We start from the raw sequence: 22,598 nt of genomic DNA on the forward strand, positions 1-22,598 counted from the left end.
ATCCAGCGGGGCCGGTCCGGCATGCGACGAACAGGAGCGGACGCAGGTGATCCCTTTGCTTTCGGTGCAGGTGTTTTCGGCGCAGGGCGGGGCGTGGTTCACGGAGCGGCGCGGGGACGGCCGGGCCCCGCACGGGCGGACCCTGGAGCTGCGCCTGCACGGCGAACCGGACGCGGAGGCACTGGCGTCGGCGGTCCGGGACGTCACGGCCGCCGGGGGCACCGGGACGGTCCGGCGCGTGGCCGGCGGTCACGTGGTCGCCCTCGCCGTGCCGCCGCGCGGCGACGGGCGGCTCGCCCCGCTCGTACGGGACCTGGAGGCCGCGTACGCCGCCCGGCGGCGGGGCGGCAAGGCGCCTGGGCGGTCCGGCGCGGCCGAGCCGGAGGGACCGCCGCGCACCGCTGTCGCCACGGTGGAGTTCCGCCTCGACCACGACCTGCTGCGCGCGGTGGAGGCGGCGGCCCGCGCGTGCGGGGTCACGGCTCCCGTGCTGCTGCGGGCGGCGTTCGCGGTGCTGCTGCGGCGGCTCGGCGACGGCGCGGGCCCGGTGCTGGGCCTGGGCCTGCCGGTCGCGGGGCGCCACAGCGAGCCCGGGGAGCCCGCCGAGTCCGAGGAACCCGCCGAGTCCGAGGGGCCTTCGGAATCCGGGCTTCCAGGGGAGGGCCCGGCAGAGCTCGTGTGGCGCGTCACCGAGACCCCGGCGCTCCCCGCGGACCTGTGGCGGGACGACCCGCCCTTCGCCGCGCTGGCACGGTGGCTGCGCGACCGGGAGGCGGCCGCGGACGGCGGTGCGGCCCTTCCGCTCGCGCTGCACCACCCCCTCGACGGCCCCGGCGGGAGCGGGCTGTCCGGCGTGCTCCCGTACGACACCGCCCTGGGCGACCGGGAGGCGGCGGTGGCGCTCGCGCGGCAGTTCGTGCGGGTCGTGCGCCAGGTAGCGGCCGGGCCCCGGCGGCGGGTCACGGCGGTGGGCGTGTCCCTGGCGCCGGTGGATCCGGGTGACCTCGACGCGTGGGAGCGGCGGTATCCAAGGCTCGTGGAGGTCTGGCCGCTCACCCCCGTGCAGTCGGGGCTCCTCTTCCACGCCCAGCTCGGCGACCCCTCCCAGGACGCCTATCGGATGCAGTTCGTCATCGGGCTGCGGGGGCGGGTGGAAAGCGAGCGGATGCGGGCGGCCGGACAGGCCCTGCTCGACCGGCACGCGAATCTGCGCGTGGCTTTCGTGGCAGGTTCCGACGGGGATCCGGCACAAGTCGTGGTGGAGGGAGTGCGACTGCCCTGGCGTGCCGTGGACTTACGTGAAAGCAGCACGGATTCGCCTGCCGGCGGGCCCCTTGCCGCGTTATTGGCCGAGGAATCACAGGCGCCCATCGACGTGCGTGTTCCGCCTTTGCTGCGCATGGCATTGGCGCGCACCGGAGAAGAGCGGTACGACCTCGTTCTGACGGCTCATCATGTCCTTTTCGACGGGCTTTCCCTGCCGCATCTGGTCAGGGACGTCCAGCGGCTTTACGAGGCGGGCGGGGACGGCTCCTCGGTGCCGCGAGGGCCCGCATACCGGGATTTCCTGGTGTGGCTGTCCGAGCAGGACCGGGACACCGCCGCGCGGGCGTGGGCCGAGGAGCTGGCCGGGATGACGGAGCCGACGCTGCTGGCGCCGGTCGTCGGGGCGGGCGCCGCCGGGGCGGTGGGAGCCCCGGCGGACGAGCTCGCCGCCGAAGGAGCAGTGAGCGCCTCAGAGGCCGAGCGCACTTCAGCAGCCGAGCCCGCCGAAAGCGCCGCAGAGGTCGAAGTCGCCCTCACCGGCACGACCGTGCGGGCCCTGGCGCTGCGGGCCGACGAGCTGGGCGTCACCGTGGACACCCTCGTGCGGGGTGCCTGGGCGCTGCTCCTGAGCGGCCTGACCGGGCGGCGGGACGTCGTCTTCGGCACGACCGTCCCCGGGCGGCCCGACGCGGTGCCCGGCGCGGCCGCGATGGCCGGTCTCTTCGTCAACACGCTTCCGGTGCGGGTGCGCCTCGCGCCCACGGACACCGTGGCGGACGTGCTGCGCGGCCTGCGGGAGCGACAGGAGGCCCTCCCCGGCCACACCTGCGGCCTCGCCGACATCCACCGGGCCACCGGCACGCCCCTGCTGTTCGACACCCTGGTGACGTCCGAGCCGTACACCGTGGAACACGGCGGCCAGGACATCAAGAACGGCAAGAACGGCCCGGGCGTCAAGGACGGCAAGGACGGCGGCGGTTTCGCGGTCACCGGGGTCCGCGCGTGCGCCGGGACCCACTATCCGCTGACGGTGACCGTCACCACCGAGCCGCGCCTGCGCCTCGCGCTCCAGTACCGGCGCCCCCTCGTCGGCCGCGGCGCCGCGCAGACCGTCGCCGACCGTCTCGCGCGCGTGCTCCGGCAGATCGCCGCCGACCCCGCCACCGCGGTCGCCCGACTCGACCTGCTCACGCCCGTCGAGCGCGCGGACCTGCTGACCGGGCCCGACGACACCGCTCCCCCGGTCGCGGCGGACACGGTCCCCGGGCTCTTCGCGCGGCAGGCCGCCGCCACCCCCGAGGCGGTGACGCTGGAGTACGGCACCGAGTCGGTGACGTACGCGGAGCTGGCGGCGCGCGCCAACCGCCTCGCGCGCGAGCTGCTCCGGCGCGGGGTAACGACGGAGACGGTGGTGGCGGTGGCGCTGCCGCGCTCCCCCGACCTGGTGGTGACGCTGCTCGCCGTGCTCACGGCGGGCGGGACCTATCTGCCGGTGGACGCCGCGTACCCCCCGGAGCGGATCGCCTATCTACTGGCGGACTCCGGCGCGCTGCTCGTCGTGGCGGACGGCGCGACGGCGCGGCGCCTTCCCGAAGGGGCCGTGCCCGTCCTGCGCCTGGACGATCCGGAGGCCGTCGCGTCGGTGGCGCGGCTCGACGACCGGCCGGTCGCCGACGACGAGCGCGGCGGGCCGCTGTCCGTCGCCCAGGCCGCGTACGTCATCTACACGTCGGGCTCGACGGGGCGGCCGAAGGGCGTGGCCGTCACGCACTCCGGCGTGGCCGCGCTCGTCGCGTCGCAGCGGCGGCGGCTCGGGCTCTCGGCCGCCACGCGGGTGCTCCAGTTCGCGTCCCCGAGCTTCGACGTATCGGTGTACGAGGTGTGCATGGCGCTGCTCACGGACGCCACGCTGGTCCTCGCCCCGCAGGACGAGCTGGCGCCCGGCGCCCCGCTGGCCGGGACGATCGCCGCGCGGCGCGTCACGCACGTCTTCCTGCCGCCCGCCGTGCTCGGCGCGCTGCCCGCGGGAGCACTGCCCACCGTCACCTCCCTGGCGGTCGGCGGCGACGCGGCGACGCCCGAGCTCGTGACCGCGTGGACCGGAGGCCGGGACCTGGTCAACGCCTATGGGCCGACCGAGACCACAGCCATCGTGACCTTCAGCGACCCGCTCGTCCCCGACGGCCGCACCCCGCCCATCGGCCGCCCCGTCGCCCGCACCGAGCTGTACGTCCTGGACGACGCGCTGCGCCCGGTGCCCCCGGGCGTGGCGGGCGAGCTGTACGTGGCGGGCGACTCCCTGGCACGCGGCTACCTCGGCCGCCCGGGGCTGACGTCGGGCCGCTTCGTCGCCTGTCCCTACGGCGCGCCCGGCCGCCGCATGTACCGCACCGGGGACGTGGTGACCCGGCGCCACGACGGCCAGCTCGTCTTCCACGGGCGGGCCGACGACCAGGTGCAGATCCGCGGCTTCCGCGTCGAACCCGGTGAGGTACAGGCCGCGTTGAGCGAGCACCCTGGGGTGGCGCGGGCGGTCGTCGTCGCCGACGAGCGGGACGGCGACCGGCGCCTCGTGGCCTATGTGGTGCCGTCGGCGGGCGCCGCCGGTCCCGCCTCCGGGGAGCTGCGGGCCTTCGTGGCCGAGCGGCTGCCCGCGTACATGGTGCCGTCGGTGGTCGTGCCCCTGGCCGCGGTGCCGCTGAGCCCCAACGGGAAGCTGGACCGGCGTGCGCTGCCCGCGCCGGAGCCCGGCGGCGGCGCGGCGCGGGGGCGGGCGCCGCGCAGCACGCGGGAGCGGGCCCTGTGCGCGCTGTTCGCCGAGGTCCTCGGCGTCGGGCACGTGGGCGTCGACGACAGCTTCTTCGACCTCGGCGGGCACTCCCTGCTCGCCACCCGCCTGGCCAACCGGGTACGGGCCGCCCTGGGCGTGGACCTGCCGATCCGGGCGGTGTTCGAGTCGGCGACCGTGGCGGGCCTGGCGGAGCGCGTGGGCGCGGCGGCCCGCTCGTCCCGCCCGGCCCTGCGCCGGGCCGACGCGCGCCCCGCCCGCGTTCCGCTGTCGTTCGCCCAGCACCGCCTGTGGTTCCTGCACCGCTACGAGGGCCCTTCGGCGACGTACAACCTGTCGTACGTCCTGCCCCTGAGCGGGGACCTGGACGTGCCCACTCTGGCGGCGGCGGTGCGGGACGTGGTCGTGCGGCACGAGAGCCTGCGCACGCTGTACGTCACCGACGACCGGGGCGTCGCGGCGCAGGTCGTCGTGCCCGGGGCCGAGGTCGCACTCGGCGTACCCGTACGGAACGTCGTGCCGGATGCGGTGGACGCGGCCGTGGCGGAGGAGGTCGCCTACCGCTTCGACCTGGCGGCGGAGCTCCCGGTGCGGGCGAGCCTGCTGCGCCGCGCCCCGGACGAGCACGTGCTGGTCCTGCTCCTGCACCACATCGCCGCCGACGGCGAGTCCATGGGGCCGCTCTCCCGCGATCTGGCCACCGCCTACGCCGCCCGCCGCCGGGGCGGCACACCGCAGTGGGCCGAACTCCCCGTGCAGTACGCGGACTACACCCTTTGGCAGCGCCACCTCCTCGGCGACGAGGACGACCCCGACAGCCTGCTCTCGACCCAACTCGCCTACTGGCGGGCGGAGTTGGCGGGCGTCCCGCAGCCGCTGCGGCTTCCCCTCGACCGACCGCGGCCGCCGGTGGCCGGGCACCGGGGCGACACCGTCGCGTTCGCCCTGCCCCCCGACGTCCTGGCCGCCGTCGAGGACGTGGCGCGGGCACAGGGCGCCACCGTGCCGATGGTGCTCCAGTCCGCCCTCGTCGTGCTGCTGCACCTGATGGGCGGCGGCGACGACCTGACGCTCGGGGTGCCGATCGCGGGGCGGACCGACGAGGGGCTCGGGGAGCTGGTCGGGTTCCTCGTCAACACCTGGGTGCTGCGGGCGGACCTGTCGGGCGACCCGACGTTCGCCGACGTGGTCCGGCAGGTACGGGACAAGGCCGTGTCCGCGTACGACCACCAGGACGTGCCCTTCGAGCGCCTCGTGGAGGCCCTCAACCCGGAGCGCTCCACCGCCCACCACCCGCTGTTCCAGGTGATGTTCTCCTGGCGCACGACGGACCACGAGGCCTTCGACGTGCCGGGGCTGCGGTCGGCCTTCGAGCTGGTTCCCACCCGGACCGCGAAGTTCGACCTCGTGTTCGCGCTCGCCGACACGCCGGGGCGCGGCGTCGTGGGCGGTCTGGAGTACGCCACCGACCTGTTCGACCGGAGCACCGCCGAGGCACTGGCGGCGCGCTTCACGCAGGTCGTACGGCGGTTGGCGGTCGATCCGGGGGCGCGGCTCGGCTCCGTGGACGCGCTGGTGCCCGGGGAGCGGGAGCAGCTGCTGCGCGCGTTCAACGACACGGACGTGAACACGCCCGACCTCACGGTCCCCGAGCTCTTCGCGCAGCGGGTCGCCGCCGCGCCGGACGCCGTCGCGGTGGTGTGCGGCGCGACCTCGCTGACGTACCGGGAGCTGGCCGCACGGGCCGACCGGATCGCCCGTGAGCTGCTGCGGCGCGGGGTCGGCCCCGACGCCCTGGTGGCGGTCGCGCTGCCGCGCTCGGCGGAGCTCGTCGTGGCGCTCCTGGGGGTCGTGCGGGCCGGTGCGGGCTACGTGCCCGTCGACCCCCGGCACACGAGTGCCCGCCTCGGCCAGGTCCTCGCGGACGCGGACCCGCGGCTCGTCCTGACCGACGCGGCCACACGGCACGCCCTGCCCGCCGGCCTCGAAGGGGTGCTGCTCCTGGAGGAGTTGACCGGTCCGGACGGGCCCACCGGACCCGGCAGGGCCGCGCTGTCGCCGCAGCACCTCGTCTATGTGATGCACACCTCCGGCTCCACCGGCACCCCGAAGGGCGTCGGCATCACCCATCGGGGCGTGGTGCGCCTCGCCCTCGACCGCGCGTACGCGGGCACCGGTCACGAGCGCGTCCTGATGCACTCCACGCAGGCCTTCGACGCCGCCACGTACGAGCTGTGGGTGCCGCTCCTGAACGGCGGCACGATCGTGGTGGCCCCCGACGGGCCCCTCGACCCGGCGGCCCTCGCCGCGCTGGTCGCCGAGCACCGGGTGACCGGACTCCTGGTGACGGCGGGCCTCTTCCGGGTGGTGGCCGAGGAGCTGCCCAAGGCGTTCACGGGCGTGCGCGAGGTGTGGGCGGGCGGTGACGTGGTGCCCCCGGACGCCGTCGAGCGGGTCCTGGCCGCCTGCCCGGGCACCACGGTCGTCGACGCCTACGGGCCGACGGAGGCCACCATGGCCGCGTCGGCGCACACGATGCGCGAGCCCGCCGACGTCGGGGCCGTCGTCCCCATCGGGCGGCCGCTCGACCACACCCGTCTGTACGTCCTGGACGCGGCGCTCCGCCCGGTCCCCGCGGGCGTGCCGGGCGAGCTGTACATCGCGGGCGACCGCCTCGCCCGCGGCTATCCGGGCCGTCCCGCCCTGACCGCGGAGCGCTTCGTGGCCTGCCCGTTCGACGGGCCCGGTGACCGCATGTACCGCACCGGGGACCGCGTGGCGTGGACGCCCGGGGGCCGCCTCGTCTTCCAGGGCCGCACCGACGCCCAGCTGAAGGTGCGCGGGTTCCGGATCGAGCCCGGCGAGGTCGAGGCCGCGCTGACCGCGCACCCCGGCGTGGCGCAGGCCGTCGTGGCCGCCCGGGCCGGGGCGGGCGGCGGCGCGCGGCTCACGGCGTACGTCGTCCGGGTCGGCGAGGGCGGCATCGCGGGCGTCGGGGACATCGACTTCCACGTCGGCGTGACCACGGCGGAGCTGCGCCGGTTCGTGGCGGACCGGCTGCCGGAGTTCATGGCCCCGGCGGCGTACGTGCTCCTCGACCGGCTGCCGCTGACGCCGCACGGCAAGCTGGACCGGGCGGCGCTGCCGGAGCCGGAGTTCACCACCGGCGCGTACCGGGCGCCCCGGTCCCGGCGCGAGCAGGTCCTCGCGGACGTGTACGCCGACGTGCTCGGCCTGGGCCGGGTCGGCGTCGACGACGACTTCTTCGCCGTGGGCGGGGACAGCATCCGCTCGATCCAGGTGGTCTCCCGCGCCCGGGCGCACGGCGTGGAGGTCACCCCGCGCCAGGTCTTCCAGCACCGGACGGTGGCCGCTCTCGCCGGGCTCGCGCCCACCGGCCCCCACGGCGGCGCGGGGCCGCGGCCGCGCGCGAGGCTCGCCGAACTCGACGGCGGCGGCACGGGCTTCCTGCCGCTGCCGCCCATCGCGCGGTACGTCCGCGAGCGCGGCGGCGGCATCGACCGGTTCGCCATGGCGGTCCTCCTCGACCTGCCCGAGGGCATCGACCGGGCCGGGCTCGTCGCCACCCTGAACGCGGTCGTCGACCGTCACGACGTGCTGCGCGCGCGCCTGGTGACCGACGGCGACGCGGGCGCGGGCCTGCTGGTCGGGCCGCCGGGCTCGGTGGACACCGGCGCGCTGCTGCGCCGCGTGGACCGTGCCGGGCCCGGGGGCGCGGCGGACGAGAGGTGGTGGCGGAGCGCGGTCGCGGCGGAGCGGGGCGCGGCGGCGGACCTCCTCGATCCGGCGGCCGGGGTGATGGCGCGGTTCGTGTGGTTCGCGCCGGACCCCGCCCCGGACCCGCCGACGGGCGCGGCGCCGGGCGCGGGGCGGCTCCTCGTCGTGCTGCACCACCTGGTGGTGGACGGCGTGTCGTGGCGCGTCCTGCTGCCCGACCTCGCGGCGGCCTGGGCGGACGTGCGCGCGGGCCGGACGCCCGCGCTGCCCGGGGTGGGCACGTCGTTCCGGCGGTGGGCGCACGCCCTCGTCGCGGAGGCGGGCAGCGACCGCAGGGCGGCCGAGCTGCCCCGCTGGCTGACCGTGGTGGAGGGCCCCGACCCGGCCCTCGGCGCCCGGCGGTTCGACCCCGCCGTGGACGTGCGGTCCACGGTGGACACGGTGCGCCTGCGGCTGCCCGCCGGGGTCACCGAGGCACTCCTGACCACGTTGCCCGCGACCTTCCGCTGCGGGGTCAACGACGGGCTGCTCGCGGGTCTCGCCCTCGCGGTCGCCCGCCTCCGCCGGGCACAAGGAGTCGACGAGCGCTCGCTGCTGCTGGCCCTTGAGGGCCACGGGCGCGAGGAAGCGGCGGTCCCGGGCGCCGATCTGTCGCGGACGGTCGGCTGGTTCACCAGCCTGTTCCCCGTCCGCCTCGACGTGTCCGGCTGCGACGTCGACGAGGCCTTCGCGGGCGGGGCCGCGGCGGGCGGCGCGGTCAAGGCCGTCAAGGAGCAGCTCCTCGCCGTGCCCGACGGCGGCATCGGCTACGGGCTCCTGCGCGAGCTGAACCCCCGCACCGCCGCCGTGCTCGCCCCGCACGGCACCGGGCAGATCGGCTTCAACTACCTGGGCCGGTTCTCCCCCGCCGACATGCCTCAGCGGCTGCGCGGCCTCGGCTTCACCCAGGTCGCGGGCCTGGGCGAGCCGACCGCCGAGTCGGGCGGCGCCATGTCCGCGCTCGCCGCGGTGCAGATCAACTCGATGGTCGTCGACACCCCGCACGGCCCGTGCCTCGACGCGGAGTTCGAGTACGCCACGGGCGCGGTGTCCCGCGCCCGGGTGCTGGAGCTCGCGGAGCTGTGGGCCGCCGCCCTCGACGGCCTCGCCCGGCACGCCGCGGGGCCCGGCGCGGGCGGGCTCACGCCCTCGGACGTGCCACTGGTGCCGGTGCGCCAGGGCGACATCGAGGCCTGGGAGCGCCGGTATCCGGGGCTCGCGGAAGTGTGGCCGCTCACCCCGCTCCAGTCGGGTCTGCTGTTCCACACGCTGTACGCCGACGGCGAGCCGGACGCGTACCACGTGCAGTTCGTCCTGCGTCTGCGCGGGCCCGTCGAGGCCGCCCGGATGCGGGCCGCCGGGCAGGCGCTCCTCGACCGGCACGCGAACCTGCGGACGGCCTTCGTCGCGGGGGCCGACGGGGACTCCGTACAGGTCGTCGTGGACGGCGTGGAGCTGCCGTGGCGCGAGCTGGACCTGGCGGGGGACGGCGACGGGGCGCGGGCCGGGCAGGGCGCGGTGCTCGACGCACTGCTGGCCGACGACGTGCGGGAGCCCTTCGACGTGGCGGTGCCGCCGCTGCTGCGGATGGCGTTGGTCCGGCTCGCCCCGGAGCGGTTCGAGCTGGTGCTGACCGCGCACCATCTGCTGTTCGACGGCTGGTCGTTGCCGATCCTCACCCAGGATCTGCTGCGGCTCTACGGCGCGGAGCGCGACGGCTCCGCGCTGCCGCCCGCGCCCCGGTACCGGGACTTCCTGGCGTGGCTGGCCGGGCAGGACCGTCAGGCGGCGGCCCGGGCGTGGGCCGAGGAGCTCGCGGGGGTGGCGGAGCCGACGCTGCTGGCTCCGGTGGCGCGGGCCGCCGCACGCGGGGCCGCGGCCCCGCCGCACCCGGCGCGGCCCGAAGGGTTCGGCCAGGTCGAGGTGCCCGTCCCCGTGGACCTGGCGCGGGACCTCGCGGCCCGCGCGGCCGGCCTGGGCGTCACCCTGAACACCGTGGTGCAGGGCGCCTGGGCGCTGCTCGTCGGCGGCCTGACGGGCCGGGACGACGTCGTGTTCGGCGCGACGGTGTCCGGCCGCCCCGGCGCGGTGCCCGGCGCGGACGCGATGGCCGGGATGTTCATCAACACGCTGCCGGTACGGGTGCGGTGCGGGCCCGCCGACAGCGTCGCCGAGGTCCTCACGGGCCTCCAGGACCGGCAGGCGGCGCTGCTCGACCACCACCACTGCGGCCTCACCGAGATCCACCGGGCCACGGGCACGAGCGTCCTCTTCGACACCCTCCTCGCCTTCGAGTCGTACCCCGTGGACCGGGTCGGCTTCGGCGAGGCGAACGCGGCGGCGGGCATCGAGGTCACCGGCATCCGCCCGCTGTCCGGCTCGCACTACCCGCTGACCGTGCTGGCCGCCGCCGACCCGCAGCTGCGGCTGACGCTCCAGCACCAGCGGAGCGTGGTCGGCCACGACGCGGCCCTGGACCTCGCGGACCGCTTCCGGCGCGTGCTGGCCCAACTGGCCGCACGGCCCGATGTGTTGGTCGGCCGGCTGGAGGTGCTGACGGCGGCGGAGCGGGAGCGGCTGCTGCACACGCTCAACGACACGGCCGTCGGGGCGCGGGAGCGTACCGTCGTCGACCTCTTCGAGGAGCAGGTCCGGCTGCGGCCCGACGCGCGCGCAGTGGTCTGCGGCGCGGTGTCCCGCACGTACGCCGAGCTCGACGCCCGCGCCGACCGGCTCGCGCGGGCCCTGGCCGGACTCGGCGTGGGCCCGGAGACGGTCGTGGCGCTCGCGCTGCCGCGCGGCGCGGACCTGGTCACCGGCATGCTGGGCATCCTCAAGGCGGGCGGCGCGTATCTGCCGCTCGACCCCGGGCACCCCGGCACCCGCATCGGCCACATCCTCACCGACGTGGGCCCGGAGCTGCTCCTCACCGACGCCGCCACGGTCGGCGGGCTGCCCGCGACCACCACCCGTACCGTCCTCCTCCACGACACCGGCATCGACAGCCCCGAACCCGTCGGCGGCGGGCCCGCGTCGCCGCGCCGCCCGCGCCCCGAGCACCTGGCGTACGTCATCGCCACGTCGGGTTCGACGGGGCGGCCCAAGGGCGTGGCCCTCGCCCACGCCCACCTCGTCAACCCCTTCGCCCGCCTGGCCGAGCAGGTCGGCGTGGCCGGGCGGCGGATGCTGACCGGCACCTCCATCGGCTTCGACATGGCCGCCTTCGAGATCTTCTGCACCCTCACCCACGGCGGCTGCGTCGAGATCGTCCGCGACGTGCTCGCCCTGGCCGAGCGCGACAGCTGGGACGTCGACGTCATCAGCTCCGTGCCGTCGGCCTTCGCCGAGCTCGTCGACCGGATCGGCGACCGCGTCCGCCCCACGACGCTCGCGCTCGGCGGTGAGGCGCTGCCCCCGGCCCTGGTCGCCCGGGTGCGCGCCCGGTGGCCCCGGATCCGGATCGTCAACGGCTACGGCCCCAGCGAGGCGTTCTACGCCACCTCCCACGTCCTGGACCCCGGCCGCGACTACTCCGGGGCGGTGCCGATCGGCCGCCCGCTGGCCGACGTGCGCGCCTACGTCCTGGGCCCCGGCCTGACGCCGGTCGCCCCCGGCGCCACCGGCGAGCTGTACCTGGCGGGCGCGGGCGTGGGCCGGGGCTACCACCGGCGCCCCGCCCGCACCGCCGAGCGGTTCGTCGCCGACCCGTTCGGCGCGCCGGGCACCCGCATGTACCGCACGGGCGACCTGGCCCGCCTCGACGACCGGGGCGAGCTGGAGTACGCGGGGCGCGCCGACGACCAGGTCAAGATCCGCGGCCACCGCGTCGAACCGGGCGAGATCGAGGCCGCCCTCGCCACACACCCCCGGGTGGGCCGGGCGGCCGTGGTCGTCCAGGGCGCCGCCGCGGCACGCCGCCTGGTCGCCTACGTCGTCCCCGCCGACGGGGGCGAGGGGCCGCCGCCCGCCGGGCTGCGCACGTACCTCGCCGGGCTGCTGCCCGACTTCATGGTCCCCGCCGCCTTCGTCGCCCTCGACCGGCTCCCCCTGTCCCCGCACGGCAAGCTCGACCGCACGGCGCTGCCCCGCCCCGCGTTCACCCGCGACACGGCCTACCGCGCGCCGCGCACGCCCCGGGAGCAGGTGCTGTGCGCGCTGTTCGCCGAGGTGCTCGGGCCGGAGAACGTCGGGGCCGCGCCCGTGGGCGTCGACGACAGCTTCTTCGACCTCGGCGGGCACTCCCTGCTCGCCACCCGCCTGGCCAACCGGATGCGCGCGTCCCTCGGCGTGGACGTCCCCATCCGGGCGGTGTTCGAGTCGGCGACCGTGGCGGGCCTGGCGGAGCGCGTGGGCGCGGCGGCCCGTTCGTCCCGCCCCGCGCTGCGCCGGGCCGACGCGCGCCCCGCCCGCGTTCCGCTGTCGTTCGCCCAGCACCGCCTGAGGTTCCTCGACGCCCTCGAGCCCCTGCCGACGTACCACCTGCCGCTCGTGGTCCGGCTCCGCGGGGACCTGGACGTGCCCGCTCTGGCGGCGGCGGTGCGGGACGTGGTCGTGCGGCACGAGAGCCTGCGCACGCTGTACGTCACCGGCGACCGGGGCGTCGCCGCTCAGGTCGTCGTGCCCGGCGCCGACGTCGAACTCGACCTGCCGGTACGGGACGTCGCGCCGGAGGCGGTGGCCGCGACGGTGTCCGGGGAAGTGGGCCGCGCCTTCGATCTGGCGGCGGAGCTCCCGGTGCGGGCGAGCCTGCTGCGCCGCGCCCCGGACGAGCACGTGCTGGTCCTGCTCCTGCACCACATCGCCGCCGACGGCGAGTCCATGCGCCCCCTCACCCGCGACCTGGCCACCGCCTACGCCGCCCGCCGCCGGGGCGGCACACCGCAGTGGGCCGAACTCCCCGTGCAGTACGCGGACTACACCCTCTGGCAGCGCCACCTCCTCGGCGACGAGGACGACCCCGACAGCCTGCTCTCGACCCAACTCGCCTACTGGCGGGCGGAGTTGGCGGGCGACCCGCAGCCGCTGCGGCTTCCCCTCGACCGGCCACGGCCACCGGTAGCCGGTCACCGGGGCGACACCGTCGCCTTCCGGCTCGCGCCGGAGGTGCGCTCCGCACTGGAGGACGTGGCCCGGGAGCACGGGGCGACCGTACCGATGGTGCTCCAGTCCGGCCTCGTCGTCCTGCTGCATCTGCTGGGCGGCGGCGACGATCTGGCCGTGGGCTCCTCCATCGCCGGGCGCACGGACGAAGGCCTGGCGGAGCTGGTGGGGTTCTTCGTCAACACCTGGGTACTGCGGGCCGATCTGTCGGGCGACCCGACGTTCGCCGACGTGGTCCGGCAGGTACGGGACAAGGCCGTGTCCGCGTACGACCACCAGGACGTGCCCTTCGAGCGGCTCGTGGAGGCCCTCAACCCGGAGCGCTCCACCGCCCACCACCCGCTGTTCCAGGTGATGTTCTCCTGGCAGCGGGGCATGGGCGACCTCGAACTCGCCGAGCTGAAGGCCACCCCGGAGCCGGTCGTGACGGGGACCTCCAAGTTCGACCTGCTCTTCCAGGTCGACGAGCCGTCGCCGGGCGGCCGGCAGGCCGGGCAGGGCCTCTCCGGGCTCGTCGAGTACGCCACCGATCTGTTCGACCGGAGGACCGCCGAGGAGCTGGCCGACCGGTTCACCCGCCTCATGGGCCGGTTGGCGGCGGACCCCGGGGCCCGCCTCGACGCCCTGGACGCGCTGACGTCCGCCGAGCGGGAGCTGCTGCGCGACCTGAACGACACCGCCGCGCCAACCCCGCCGGTGACGGTGCCCGCGCTCTTCGAGCAGCGGGCCGCCGCCGCGCCGGACGCCGTCGCGGTGGTGCACGGCGAGGGCTCCCTGACCTACCGGGAGCTGAACGCGCGCGCCAACCGCCTCGCCCGTCTCCTGGTGCGGCGCGGCGTGCGCGCGGACGCGGCCGTGGCCGTCGCCGTGCCGAGGTCGCCGGAGTACGTGGTGACGGTGCTGGCCGTCCTCAAGGCCGGTGGCGCGTACGTGCCGCTCGCGCACGACCATCCGCCGGAGCGTCTGGAGCGGCTGCTGCGGGACGCCCGCCCGGCGCTCCTCGTGAGCACGTCCGACGTGGCGGCCGACCTCCCCGACGGGCCGTGGCCGCGCCTCGTCGCCGACGCTCCCGACACGCTCGCGGCCCTGGCGGACGAGCGGGACGACGACCTGCCGGACCGCGGGCTGCCGGACCGGCTCGCCTACGTCATCTACACCTCCGGGTCCACGGGCGCGCCCAAGGGCTCCGGGGTCAGCCACCGCGGCGTGGTGGACATGGCGGCGGACCGGATCTGGCCGGGCGGCGCCCACGAGCGGGTGCTGCTGCACAACACGCCGACGTTCGACATGTCCGTCTACGAACTGTGGGTGCCGCTCCTGGGTGGCGGCACCGTCGTCCTCGCCCCGCCCGGCAGGCTGGACGTCGACGCGTACGCGACGCTGCTCACCGAGCGGCGGGTGACCGCGCTCCTGATCACCCCGGGGCTCCTGCCCCTGCTCACCGACGCCCGCCCGGACGCGCTCGCCGGGCTGCGCGAGGTGTGGACCGGCGGCGAGACGGTGCCCCCGGAGACGGTGGCGCGGCTGCTGCGCGCGTGTCCGCGGACCGTCGTCGTCAACGCGTACGGGCCGACGGAGGCCACGGTGTTCGCCACCCGCCGCCGCGTCACCGCCGCCGACCGGCTCGGCCCCACGGTCCCCATCGGCCGGCCCATGGACAACACGCGCGTGTACGTCCTCGACGACCTGCTGCGCCCCGTGCCGAGGGGCGTCGCGGGCGAGCTGTACCTCGCGGGCTCGGGCCTGGCACGCGGCTACGCGCACCGCCCCGCCCTCACCGCGGAGCGGTTCGTGGCCTGCCCGTTCGGCGGGCCCGGGGAGCGCATGTACCGCACCGGGGACGTGGTGGTGTGCACGCGGGACGGCGAGCTGCTCTTCCGCGGCCGCGCCGACGACCAGGTCCAGATCCGCGGCCACCGCGTCGAACCCGCCGAGGTGGAGGCGGCCCTCATGACGCATCCGGGGGTGGCCGCGGCCGTCGTGGTCGCCCGGGAGAGCCCTGGCGGCGGGGGGAAGCGGCTGGTGGCACACGTGGTCCCGACGGGTCTGGGGGCGGGCGCCGGGGCCTACGGGGACAGGGGGGCCGACGGGGCCTGCGGGGGCGGCATGGCTGACGCGGGCGGCGCGGGCGGCGCGGCTGACACGGGCGGCGCGGGCAGCGCGGCTGACACGGGCGGCGCGGGCGGCGTGGCTGGCGTGGCGTTCGGGTTCGCGGGGCTGCGGGAGCATCTGGCCCGGCGGCTGCCGCCGTACATGGTGCCTGCCGTGTTCGGCACGCTCGACGCCCTCCCGCTCACCCCGCACGGCAAGGTGGACCGCCGCGCCCTGCCCGAACCGCCGGATCCCGGGGCCGCTCCGGTGCGGCCGCGCACGGCCACCGAGCGGGCGGTCGCCGCGATCTGGGCGCAGCTGCTCGACCGGGACGAGGTCGGCGTGCACGAGAAGTTCTTCGAGGCGGGCGGGACCTCCCTCTCCCTCCTCGCGCTGAGCCGTCGCCTGGCCGGACTCGGCCCGCGCACGGTGCCGTTGAGCGCGCTGTTCGAGCACACCACGGTCGAGGCGATGGCCCGCCTGGTCGACGGCCGCCCCCTCGGCGCACCCTCCGACGAAACGAGGTACGAGCTATGACGCATCCGAGCCCACCAGGCCCGGAGGCCGTGGCGGTCATCGGCGTGGCCCTCGCCCTGCCCGACGCCGACGGCCTGGACGCCCTGCACCACAACCTCGTCGAGGGCAGGGTCAGCGTCCGGGCGCCGGGCCGGGACCGGGTCCACTACGCGGGCGCGGCCGCGGACGACGCCTACCTCCCGCTGGCCTATCTGGACCGGATCGACCTCTTCGACCACCGGTTCTTCGATCTGTCGCTGCGCGAGGCCGAGTTGATGGACCCGCACCAGCGCGTGACCGCCCAGCTCGCCCACCAGGCGATCGAGAACGCCTGCTACGCGCCCCGCGACCTGAAGGGCTCGCGGACCGCGGTCGTCCTCAGCGCGCCCGAGCCGCACTACGCGGGCCTGTACCCGGACGACGACCCGCAGCAGCTCCTCGGCTCGCACCCGTCGGCCACGGCCGCGCGGATCTCCTACCTCTTCGACTTCGCCGGGCCCGCGCTCGTCGTGGACACCGCGTGCAGCAGCAGCCTGACCGCGCTCGCCCTCGCCGTGGACCAGCTGCGCGAGGGGCGGGCGGACCTGGCGGTCGCGGGCGGGGTCAGCCTGTACCCGGTGCTGATCCGCGAGCGCGACTACGTGCCGATGCTCGGCATCGTGTCCGCCGACGGGGTGTGCCGCCCCTTCGACGCCGCCGCGGACGGCTCCACCGCGGGCGAGGGCGGCGGGCTCGTCGTGCTCAAGCGCCTCTCCGACGCGCTCGCCGACGGCGACCACGTCCACGCCGTGGTGCGCGGCGTCGCGGTCAACCAGAACGGCTTCCGCGCCACGAGCATGAGCGCGCCCAGCGCCCGTGGCCAGTCCGACGCCATCGTCGAGGCCTGGCGGCAGGCGGGCGGGGCGCCGCCCGACTACGTGGAGTGCCACGGCTCGGGCACCCGGCTCGGCGACGTCATCGAGGCCGAGGGGCTGCGACAGGCCTTCGCCGAAGCCGGAGTCGACGGCGACGCCGGAGTCGGGGGCGGGCTCGGAAGCGGCGAGCCCTGTGGGATCAGCAGCGTCAAGGGCAACATCGGCCACATCAACCATGCCGCGGGAGTCGCCGGGCTCCTCAAGGTCCTCGCCGGGCTCCGGCACGGCACGCGGTACCCGAACCCGAACTTCAGCACGCCCAACCCGCTGATCGACTTCAGCGGCCCGGTCCGCATCGACACCGGGGCGAAGGCGTGGGAGCCCGCGCCGGGCTCGCCGCGCCGCGCGGGCGTCAGCTCCTTCGGCCTGACGGGGACCAACGTGCACGCCGTCGTCGAGGAGCCGCCGCCCGTGCCCGAGGCGCCCGCCGCGCCGGAGCCGGGCACCGAGCTGGTCACCCTCTCCGCGAAGTCCCCCCGGGCACTCGCCGTCTACGCGCGGCGCGTCGCCGACTTCCTCGACGAAACCGGGCACCGGCTGCCCGACATCGCCCACGCCCTGAACCGGGGCCGCGACGACCACCCGTACCGCTGGGCGGGCACCGCACGCGACCGCCGCGAACTGGCCGCCGCGCTGCGCTCGGTCCGCCACGCCGAGCGGGAGCCGTCCCCGGCGGCCCCCCTCGTCCTGCTCTTCTCCGGCGACGCGGAACTCGGCGACGCCACCTGGGCGGCCCTGGGCGCGGCCTTCCCCCGGCTCGCCGACACCGACGCCGGCGCGGACGACGGCTCCCCCGGCGCCCGCCTGTTCGCCCGGCAGCTCGCGGCCCACCGCCTCGCGGGCGCCCTCGGCCTGACGGGGGCGCGCCTGGTCGGCTCCGGCGTCGGCAATCTCGCCGTACGGTCCGTGCAGAGCCCGGCGACGGCGGACGAGGCCCGCCGCAAGGCCACGGACACGCCGATCACGAGCCAGGTCGACGAGTCCGGGCTGCGGCGCGCGGCCCGCGGCCTCGTCGACGAGGGCGCCGTGGTGGTCGAGCTGGCCGCGGACGGCACCCTGGCCCGGCAACTCGCCCGGGTCGCCCCCGAGCTGCCCGTCGTCCGCCTCTACGCCGACCCTACGCGCGACGGCGTGCTCGCCGCGCTCGGCAGGCTCTACGCGCTCGGCGCGGACATCGACTGGAACGCGTACTACGCCGGGGCCCGGACCCGCCGCATCGAGGCGCCGACCTACCCGTTCGACGCCGACGCGGTGTCCTGCTGGTGCCTGCCGCCGGGCGGTCCGCCGCGGGACCACGCTCCGGCGCCCGCCCACGCCCCGGCACCGGCGCGGCAGACCGAACCGGGCGACACCGAGGCCGCGTTGGCCGCCCTGTGGACGCGCGTCCTCAAGGCCGACGGGGTCGGCCCCGACTCCAACTACTTCGAGCTCGGCGGCACGTCCATCGCGGGCATCACCGTGCTGCGGGCCGCCGAAGAGCGCTTCGGCGCCCGGCTGACCTTCGCCGACCTGCACCGCAACCCCACCCTGCGCGCCCTCGCCGCACGCATCGACGCCGTGCGCGCGGCGGGCCCCGAGCGGGACGACTGGACGATCACCCCACTGCCGCGCCCCGGCCGCCTGCCGCTCTCCTTCAACCAGGAACAGCTGTGGTACCTGGACCGGCTCAACCCGGGCAGCCCGCTGTACAACATCCCCGCCAACACCCGCTACGTCGGTGACTTCGACCTCGGCGCGTTCCGCGGCGCCCTGCGCGACGTCGTGGACCGGCACGAGGTGCTGCGCACCCGCCTCCCGGACGAGGACGGCACGCCCTACGCCGTGGCCGATGTGCCCGAGCCGCAGGTGGAGTTCGTCGACCTCACCGCGCTGCCGGTGGGCGAGCGCACCGAGGAGCTGGCCCGCGCGATCACGGCGGAGGCGACGGCGCCCTTCGACCTCGGGCGGGGCCCGCTCCTTCGGACCGTGGTGGTCAAGGCCGCCGAGCGGGACCACGTGGTCCTGCACACCGTGCACCACATCGCCTTCGACGGCTGGGCCCCCGCGGTGTTCTTCCGCGAGCTGTCGGCCTGCTACACCGCCCGGCTCGCCGGACGCAGGGCCGACCTGCCCGAACTCCCCGTGCAGTACGCGGACTTCGCGGCCTGGCAGCGGCGGTGGCTCGACGCGGCGCGCGTGGAGCGCGGCCTGACGTACTGGCGCGGGCAGCTGCGCGACCTGGACTCCCCCGAGCTGCCGCTCGACCGCCCGCGCCCGCCCGCGCAGTCGTACCGCGGCGGCTCTGTGAAGTTCACGCTCGACGAGGAACTGGCGCGGCGGCTGCGGGCGTTCAGCGCCGGTGAGAGCACGACGAGCTTCGTCACCATGCTCGCCGTGGTCGACGCGCTCCTGCACGTGTGGGCGGGCCGCCGGGACGTGGTCGTGGGCGCCGCGACGACCGGCCGGTTCAACCCCCTGACGCACGACCTGATCGGCTACTTCAACAACCTGCTGCCGTTCCGTACGAAGGTCGACCCGGGGATCGGCTTCCGCGAGCTGGTCGGCCGGTGCGCGGCCACCGCCACCGGGGTCCTCGACCACGAGGAGATCCCGTTCGCGAGGATCGTCGCCGACGCCGACCACCGCGACCCGTCACGGCACCCGGTGTTCACGGTCTGCTACACCCACCAGAACACCGCCGCCGCCACCCTCGGCCTGGAGGGCCTGCGCCCCGAGGCCCTGCGGGGCGACCTCGCCGGGGTCTCCGGAGTCGCCCCGGGCACCTCGAAGTTCGACCTCACCTTCGGCCTGTACGACCAGGACGACAGCCCCATGGACGGGTACCTGGAGTACGCGGTCGACCTGTTCGACGCGGCCACCGCGCACCGGCTGGTCGGCCTCTTCCAGGGCATCGCCGAGGCCGTGGTGAGCGACCCGGACCGGCCGCTCGCGGACCTCTCCCGGCTCCTCGACGCGCCCGCAGGACCCGACCTCACCGAGCCCTCCCTGCTGGTCGGCGAGCGCCGCACGCTCCCGGACGTACGCCTGGTCAGCGAGGTCTTCCAGGAGCACGCCGCGCGGCGCCCGGACGAGGTCGCGGTGATCGACGCCGCCGGGGAGCACACCTTCCAGGAGATCGACCGGCGCGCGAACCGCCTGGCCCGGCAGCTCATCGCCCACGGCGCCGGCCCCGAAAGCACCGTCCCGGTGCTCGCCGCGCGCGGGGCGGGCCTGGTCGTCGGCTGGCTCGGCGTCCACAAGGCGGGGGCGGCCTTCGCCTCCCTCGACCCGGCCGTTCCCGCGCGGCGCGTGCGGTCCGTCCTCGCCGGGGTGGACGCCGCCGCCGTGGTCCTGGGCGAGGGCATGACCGTCCCGGCCACCGACGGCGTCCCGCTCGTCAGGATCACGGACGCCGCCGGGGACCCGGCCCCGGACGAGGACACCGCGCCGCCGCAGCGAGCAGGCGTCCGCAATCTGGCCTACGTCGTGCACACCTCGGGCTCCACCGGGCTGCCGCAGGGCTGCGAAGTCGAGCACGGCGGACTGCTCAACGCCCTGGCGTGGTACGCCGACGAGGCCCGGCCGCGGCCCGGCGACCGGCTCGCGCAACTGGCCGCCACCGGCTTCGACCTGGCGGTGTTCGAGGTCATGGCGGCCCTGCGCCACGGCACGCCCCTGTACTTCGTCACGGACCCGCTCCAGACCCCGGACAAGCTCCTGGGGGAACTGGCCGAGCACGGCGTCACGCTGGCCTGCATGCCGACGCCGCTCGCCGAGACGGTCCTCGCCGAGCTGCCCGACGCGCCGGATCCCGCGCTGCGCCTGGTGCTCGCGGGCGGCGACCGGCTGCGGGTGCGCCCCCCGCGGCGGGCGCCGTTCGGCCTGGTCAACGTCTACGGCCCGACCGAGTGCACCGTCTGCGTGACCGCGAGCCGGGTGGCCGACGCCGAGACCGCCCCGGACGTCGTCCCGGACATCGGCAGGCCCCTGCCCCGCGTCCGCGTCCACGTCCTGGACCCCCGGCTCAAGGCCGTGCCGCGCGGCGGGCTCGGCGAGGTCTACGCCGGGGGCGCGCACGTCGGCCGCGGCTACCACGGCAGGCCGGGCGCGACCGCGGCCCGGTTCGTCGCCGACCCCTACGCGGACGAGCCGGGCGCCCGGATGTACCGCACCGGCGACCTGGCCCGGGTCCGCGCCGACGGCACCCTGGAGTTCCACGGCCGCGCCGACGACCAGCTCGAACTGCGCGGCCACCGGGTGGAACCGGCCGAGGTCGAGCGCGCACTGCTCGCCCACCCGCGGGTGCGCGAGGCGCTCGTCCACGCCGCCCAACAGCCCTCCGGCGCCCCGCTCCTGGTGGCGCACGTCGCGGGCGACGACGTACCGGAGGAGGCCGAGCTGACGCGGTGGGCGGCCCGCGCGCTGCCGGAGTACATGGTCCCCGGCCGGGTCCTGCGCCATGCCGCGCTGCCCAGGACGGGCAACGGGAAACTCGACCGCCAGACGATGAGGAAGAGGGACATGTCCGACCGCGACACGACGAACGAACTGACGGCGGTGGTCACGGCGGTGACCCCGGGGGCGGTCCTCGACGACGCCGGACGCGGGGCCGAGCGGGTCCTCGCCACGATCTGGACCGAGCTGCTCGGCGTCGCGCGGGTGGCGCCGGACGACAACTTCTTCCGCATCGGCGGTGACTCGCTGCTGAGCGTGGGCATCGCCGCGCGGGCCACCCGGGCCGGGCTCCCCCTGACCCCGCACGACGTGCTGAGCCATCCGACGCTGCGCGACCTCGCCGCGGTCGCCGCGAAGGGCGCGGGGCCCGGCGCCGCGCCCCGCCCGGCGGCCGCCGTGCCCGCGCCGCGCGAGCCGGTCCCGCCCGCGCCCCTGGTGCAGGCCCTGCTCACCGCGGCGCCGGACGGGGCCAGGGACTTCATCACGCCCGTCCTCCTGGAGACGGCCGCGGGCATCGGCGCGGACGCGGTGCGGGCGGCCTTCGACCGCCTCGTCGAGGTCCAGGAGCCGCTGCGCTACCGGTTCCTCCACAACAGCCTGGGCTGGCGCATCGAGTGCGCCGAGCACGAGGGCGCCCGGATCGTCGACCACCGGGTGCTGCCGCCGCTGGACGAGGAGCAGCTCCAGGCGTATCTGGAGGCCGATCTGGACGAGCTGCTCGCGGACGTCGACCCGGGGCGCGGACCGGTGCTGCGGGCCAGGTTCTACGACCGGGGCGCCGACCGGCCCGGCGTGGTCGTCCTCGCGGTCCACCACTTCGTCTTCGACTCCACGTCGTTCGTGCCGCTCATCGAGGACCTCAACGCCGCCTTCGCGGACAACGCCCCGGCGGCGCCGCGCCGGGCCGCCTGGCGCGCGTGGACACACCTGCTGCGCGCCATGGCCGCCTCCGACGAGGTCGCCGGTGAACTCCCGTACTGGAAGGGCGTCCTGAGCGCGGGTGCCACGGCGCGGCCCGTGCCCGAGAAGGGCGCCGACGGCGCGCCCTCCGGCCTGCTGCGCCGCCGGGTCGCGCCGGACCGGGTCGCGGCGCGGCTCACCGAGAGCGGGCCCACCGGTCAGAGCGCCGCGCTCGCCGCGGTCGCCACGGCCTGGTCCCGGTGGCGCGGGGAGCCCGACGCGTTCGTGAGCACCGTCGGCATGGGCAGCTCGCCGAACGCGCTGTGGAACGGCGACCGGAGCGATGCGGTCGGCTGGTTCACGCATCTGTTCCCGGCCCATCTGCGCGTCGCGGCCGGCGCCCGGGTCGCCGACGCCCTGCCGGGCGTCGCCACGGCCCTGCGCTCCGTGCCCAACGACGGCATCGGCTACGGCGTCCTGCGCCACCTCAGCCCGGCGACCCCGGCGGTGGCGGGCGTCCGCGCGCTGCCCGAACCGCAGGTCCTGGTCGAGCACGTGGCCAACGCCAACGACGGCCTGACCAAGCTGGGCGGGCCCCATGTGCGGCCCCGGCCGATGACCCTGGTCACCGTGCCCCACGCCCTGCTCACCCAGGTGCCGATCGTCGTGGAGACCCACGTCCTGGCCGGGGCGCTGGAGCTCGGCGTGATCCACCGGGGGTCCGTCGCCGCCGCCGACATGGAGGACTTCGCCGACCACCTGGTCGAGGCGTTCGCCGAACTCGCCGCCGACGAGGGCCGCTGAGTGCCCCC

Annotated in this window: 2 protein-coding genes; both read left to right on the forward strand. The window is 76.5% G+C overall.

Annotation, left to right across the window (positions count from 1 at the left end; genetic code table 11):
- Positions 1-46: 46 nt before the first annotated feature.
- The gene (locus C9F11_RS04560; protein ID WP_138958030.1) at positions 47-15,559 is read left to right on the forward strand and encodes a non-ribosomal peptide synthetase; all 15,513 of its coding nucleotides are present in this window, start codon (positions 47-49) and stop codon (positions 15,557-15,559) included.
- The gene (locus tag C9F11_RS04565) at positions 15,556-22,590 is read left to right on the forward strand and encodes a non-ribosomal peptide synthetase (RefSeq protein WP_138958031.1); all 7,035 of its coding nucleotides are present in this window, start codon (positions 15,556-15,558) and stop codon (positions 22,588-22,590) included. Before C9F11_RS04560 ends, C9F11_RS04565 begins: the two co-directional genes overlap by 4 nt.
- Positions 22,591-22,598 lie beyond the last annotated feature (8 nt).

Source organism: Streptomyces sp. YIM 121038, assembly GCF_006088715.1.
Lineage (GTDB): Bacteria > Actinomycetota > Actinomycetes > Streptomycetales > Streptomycetaceae > Streptomyces.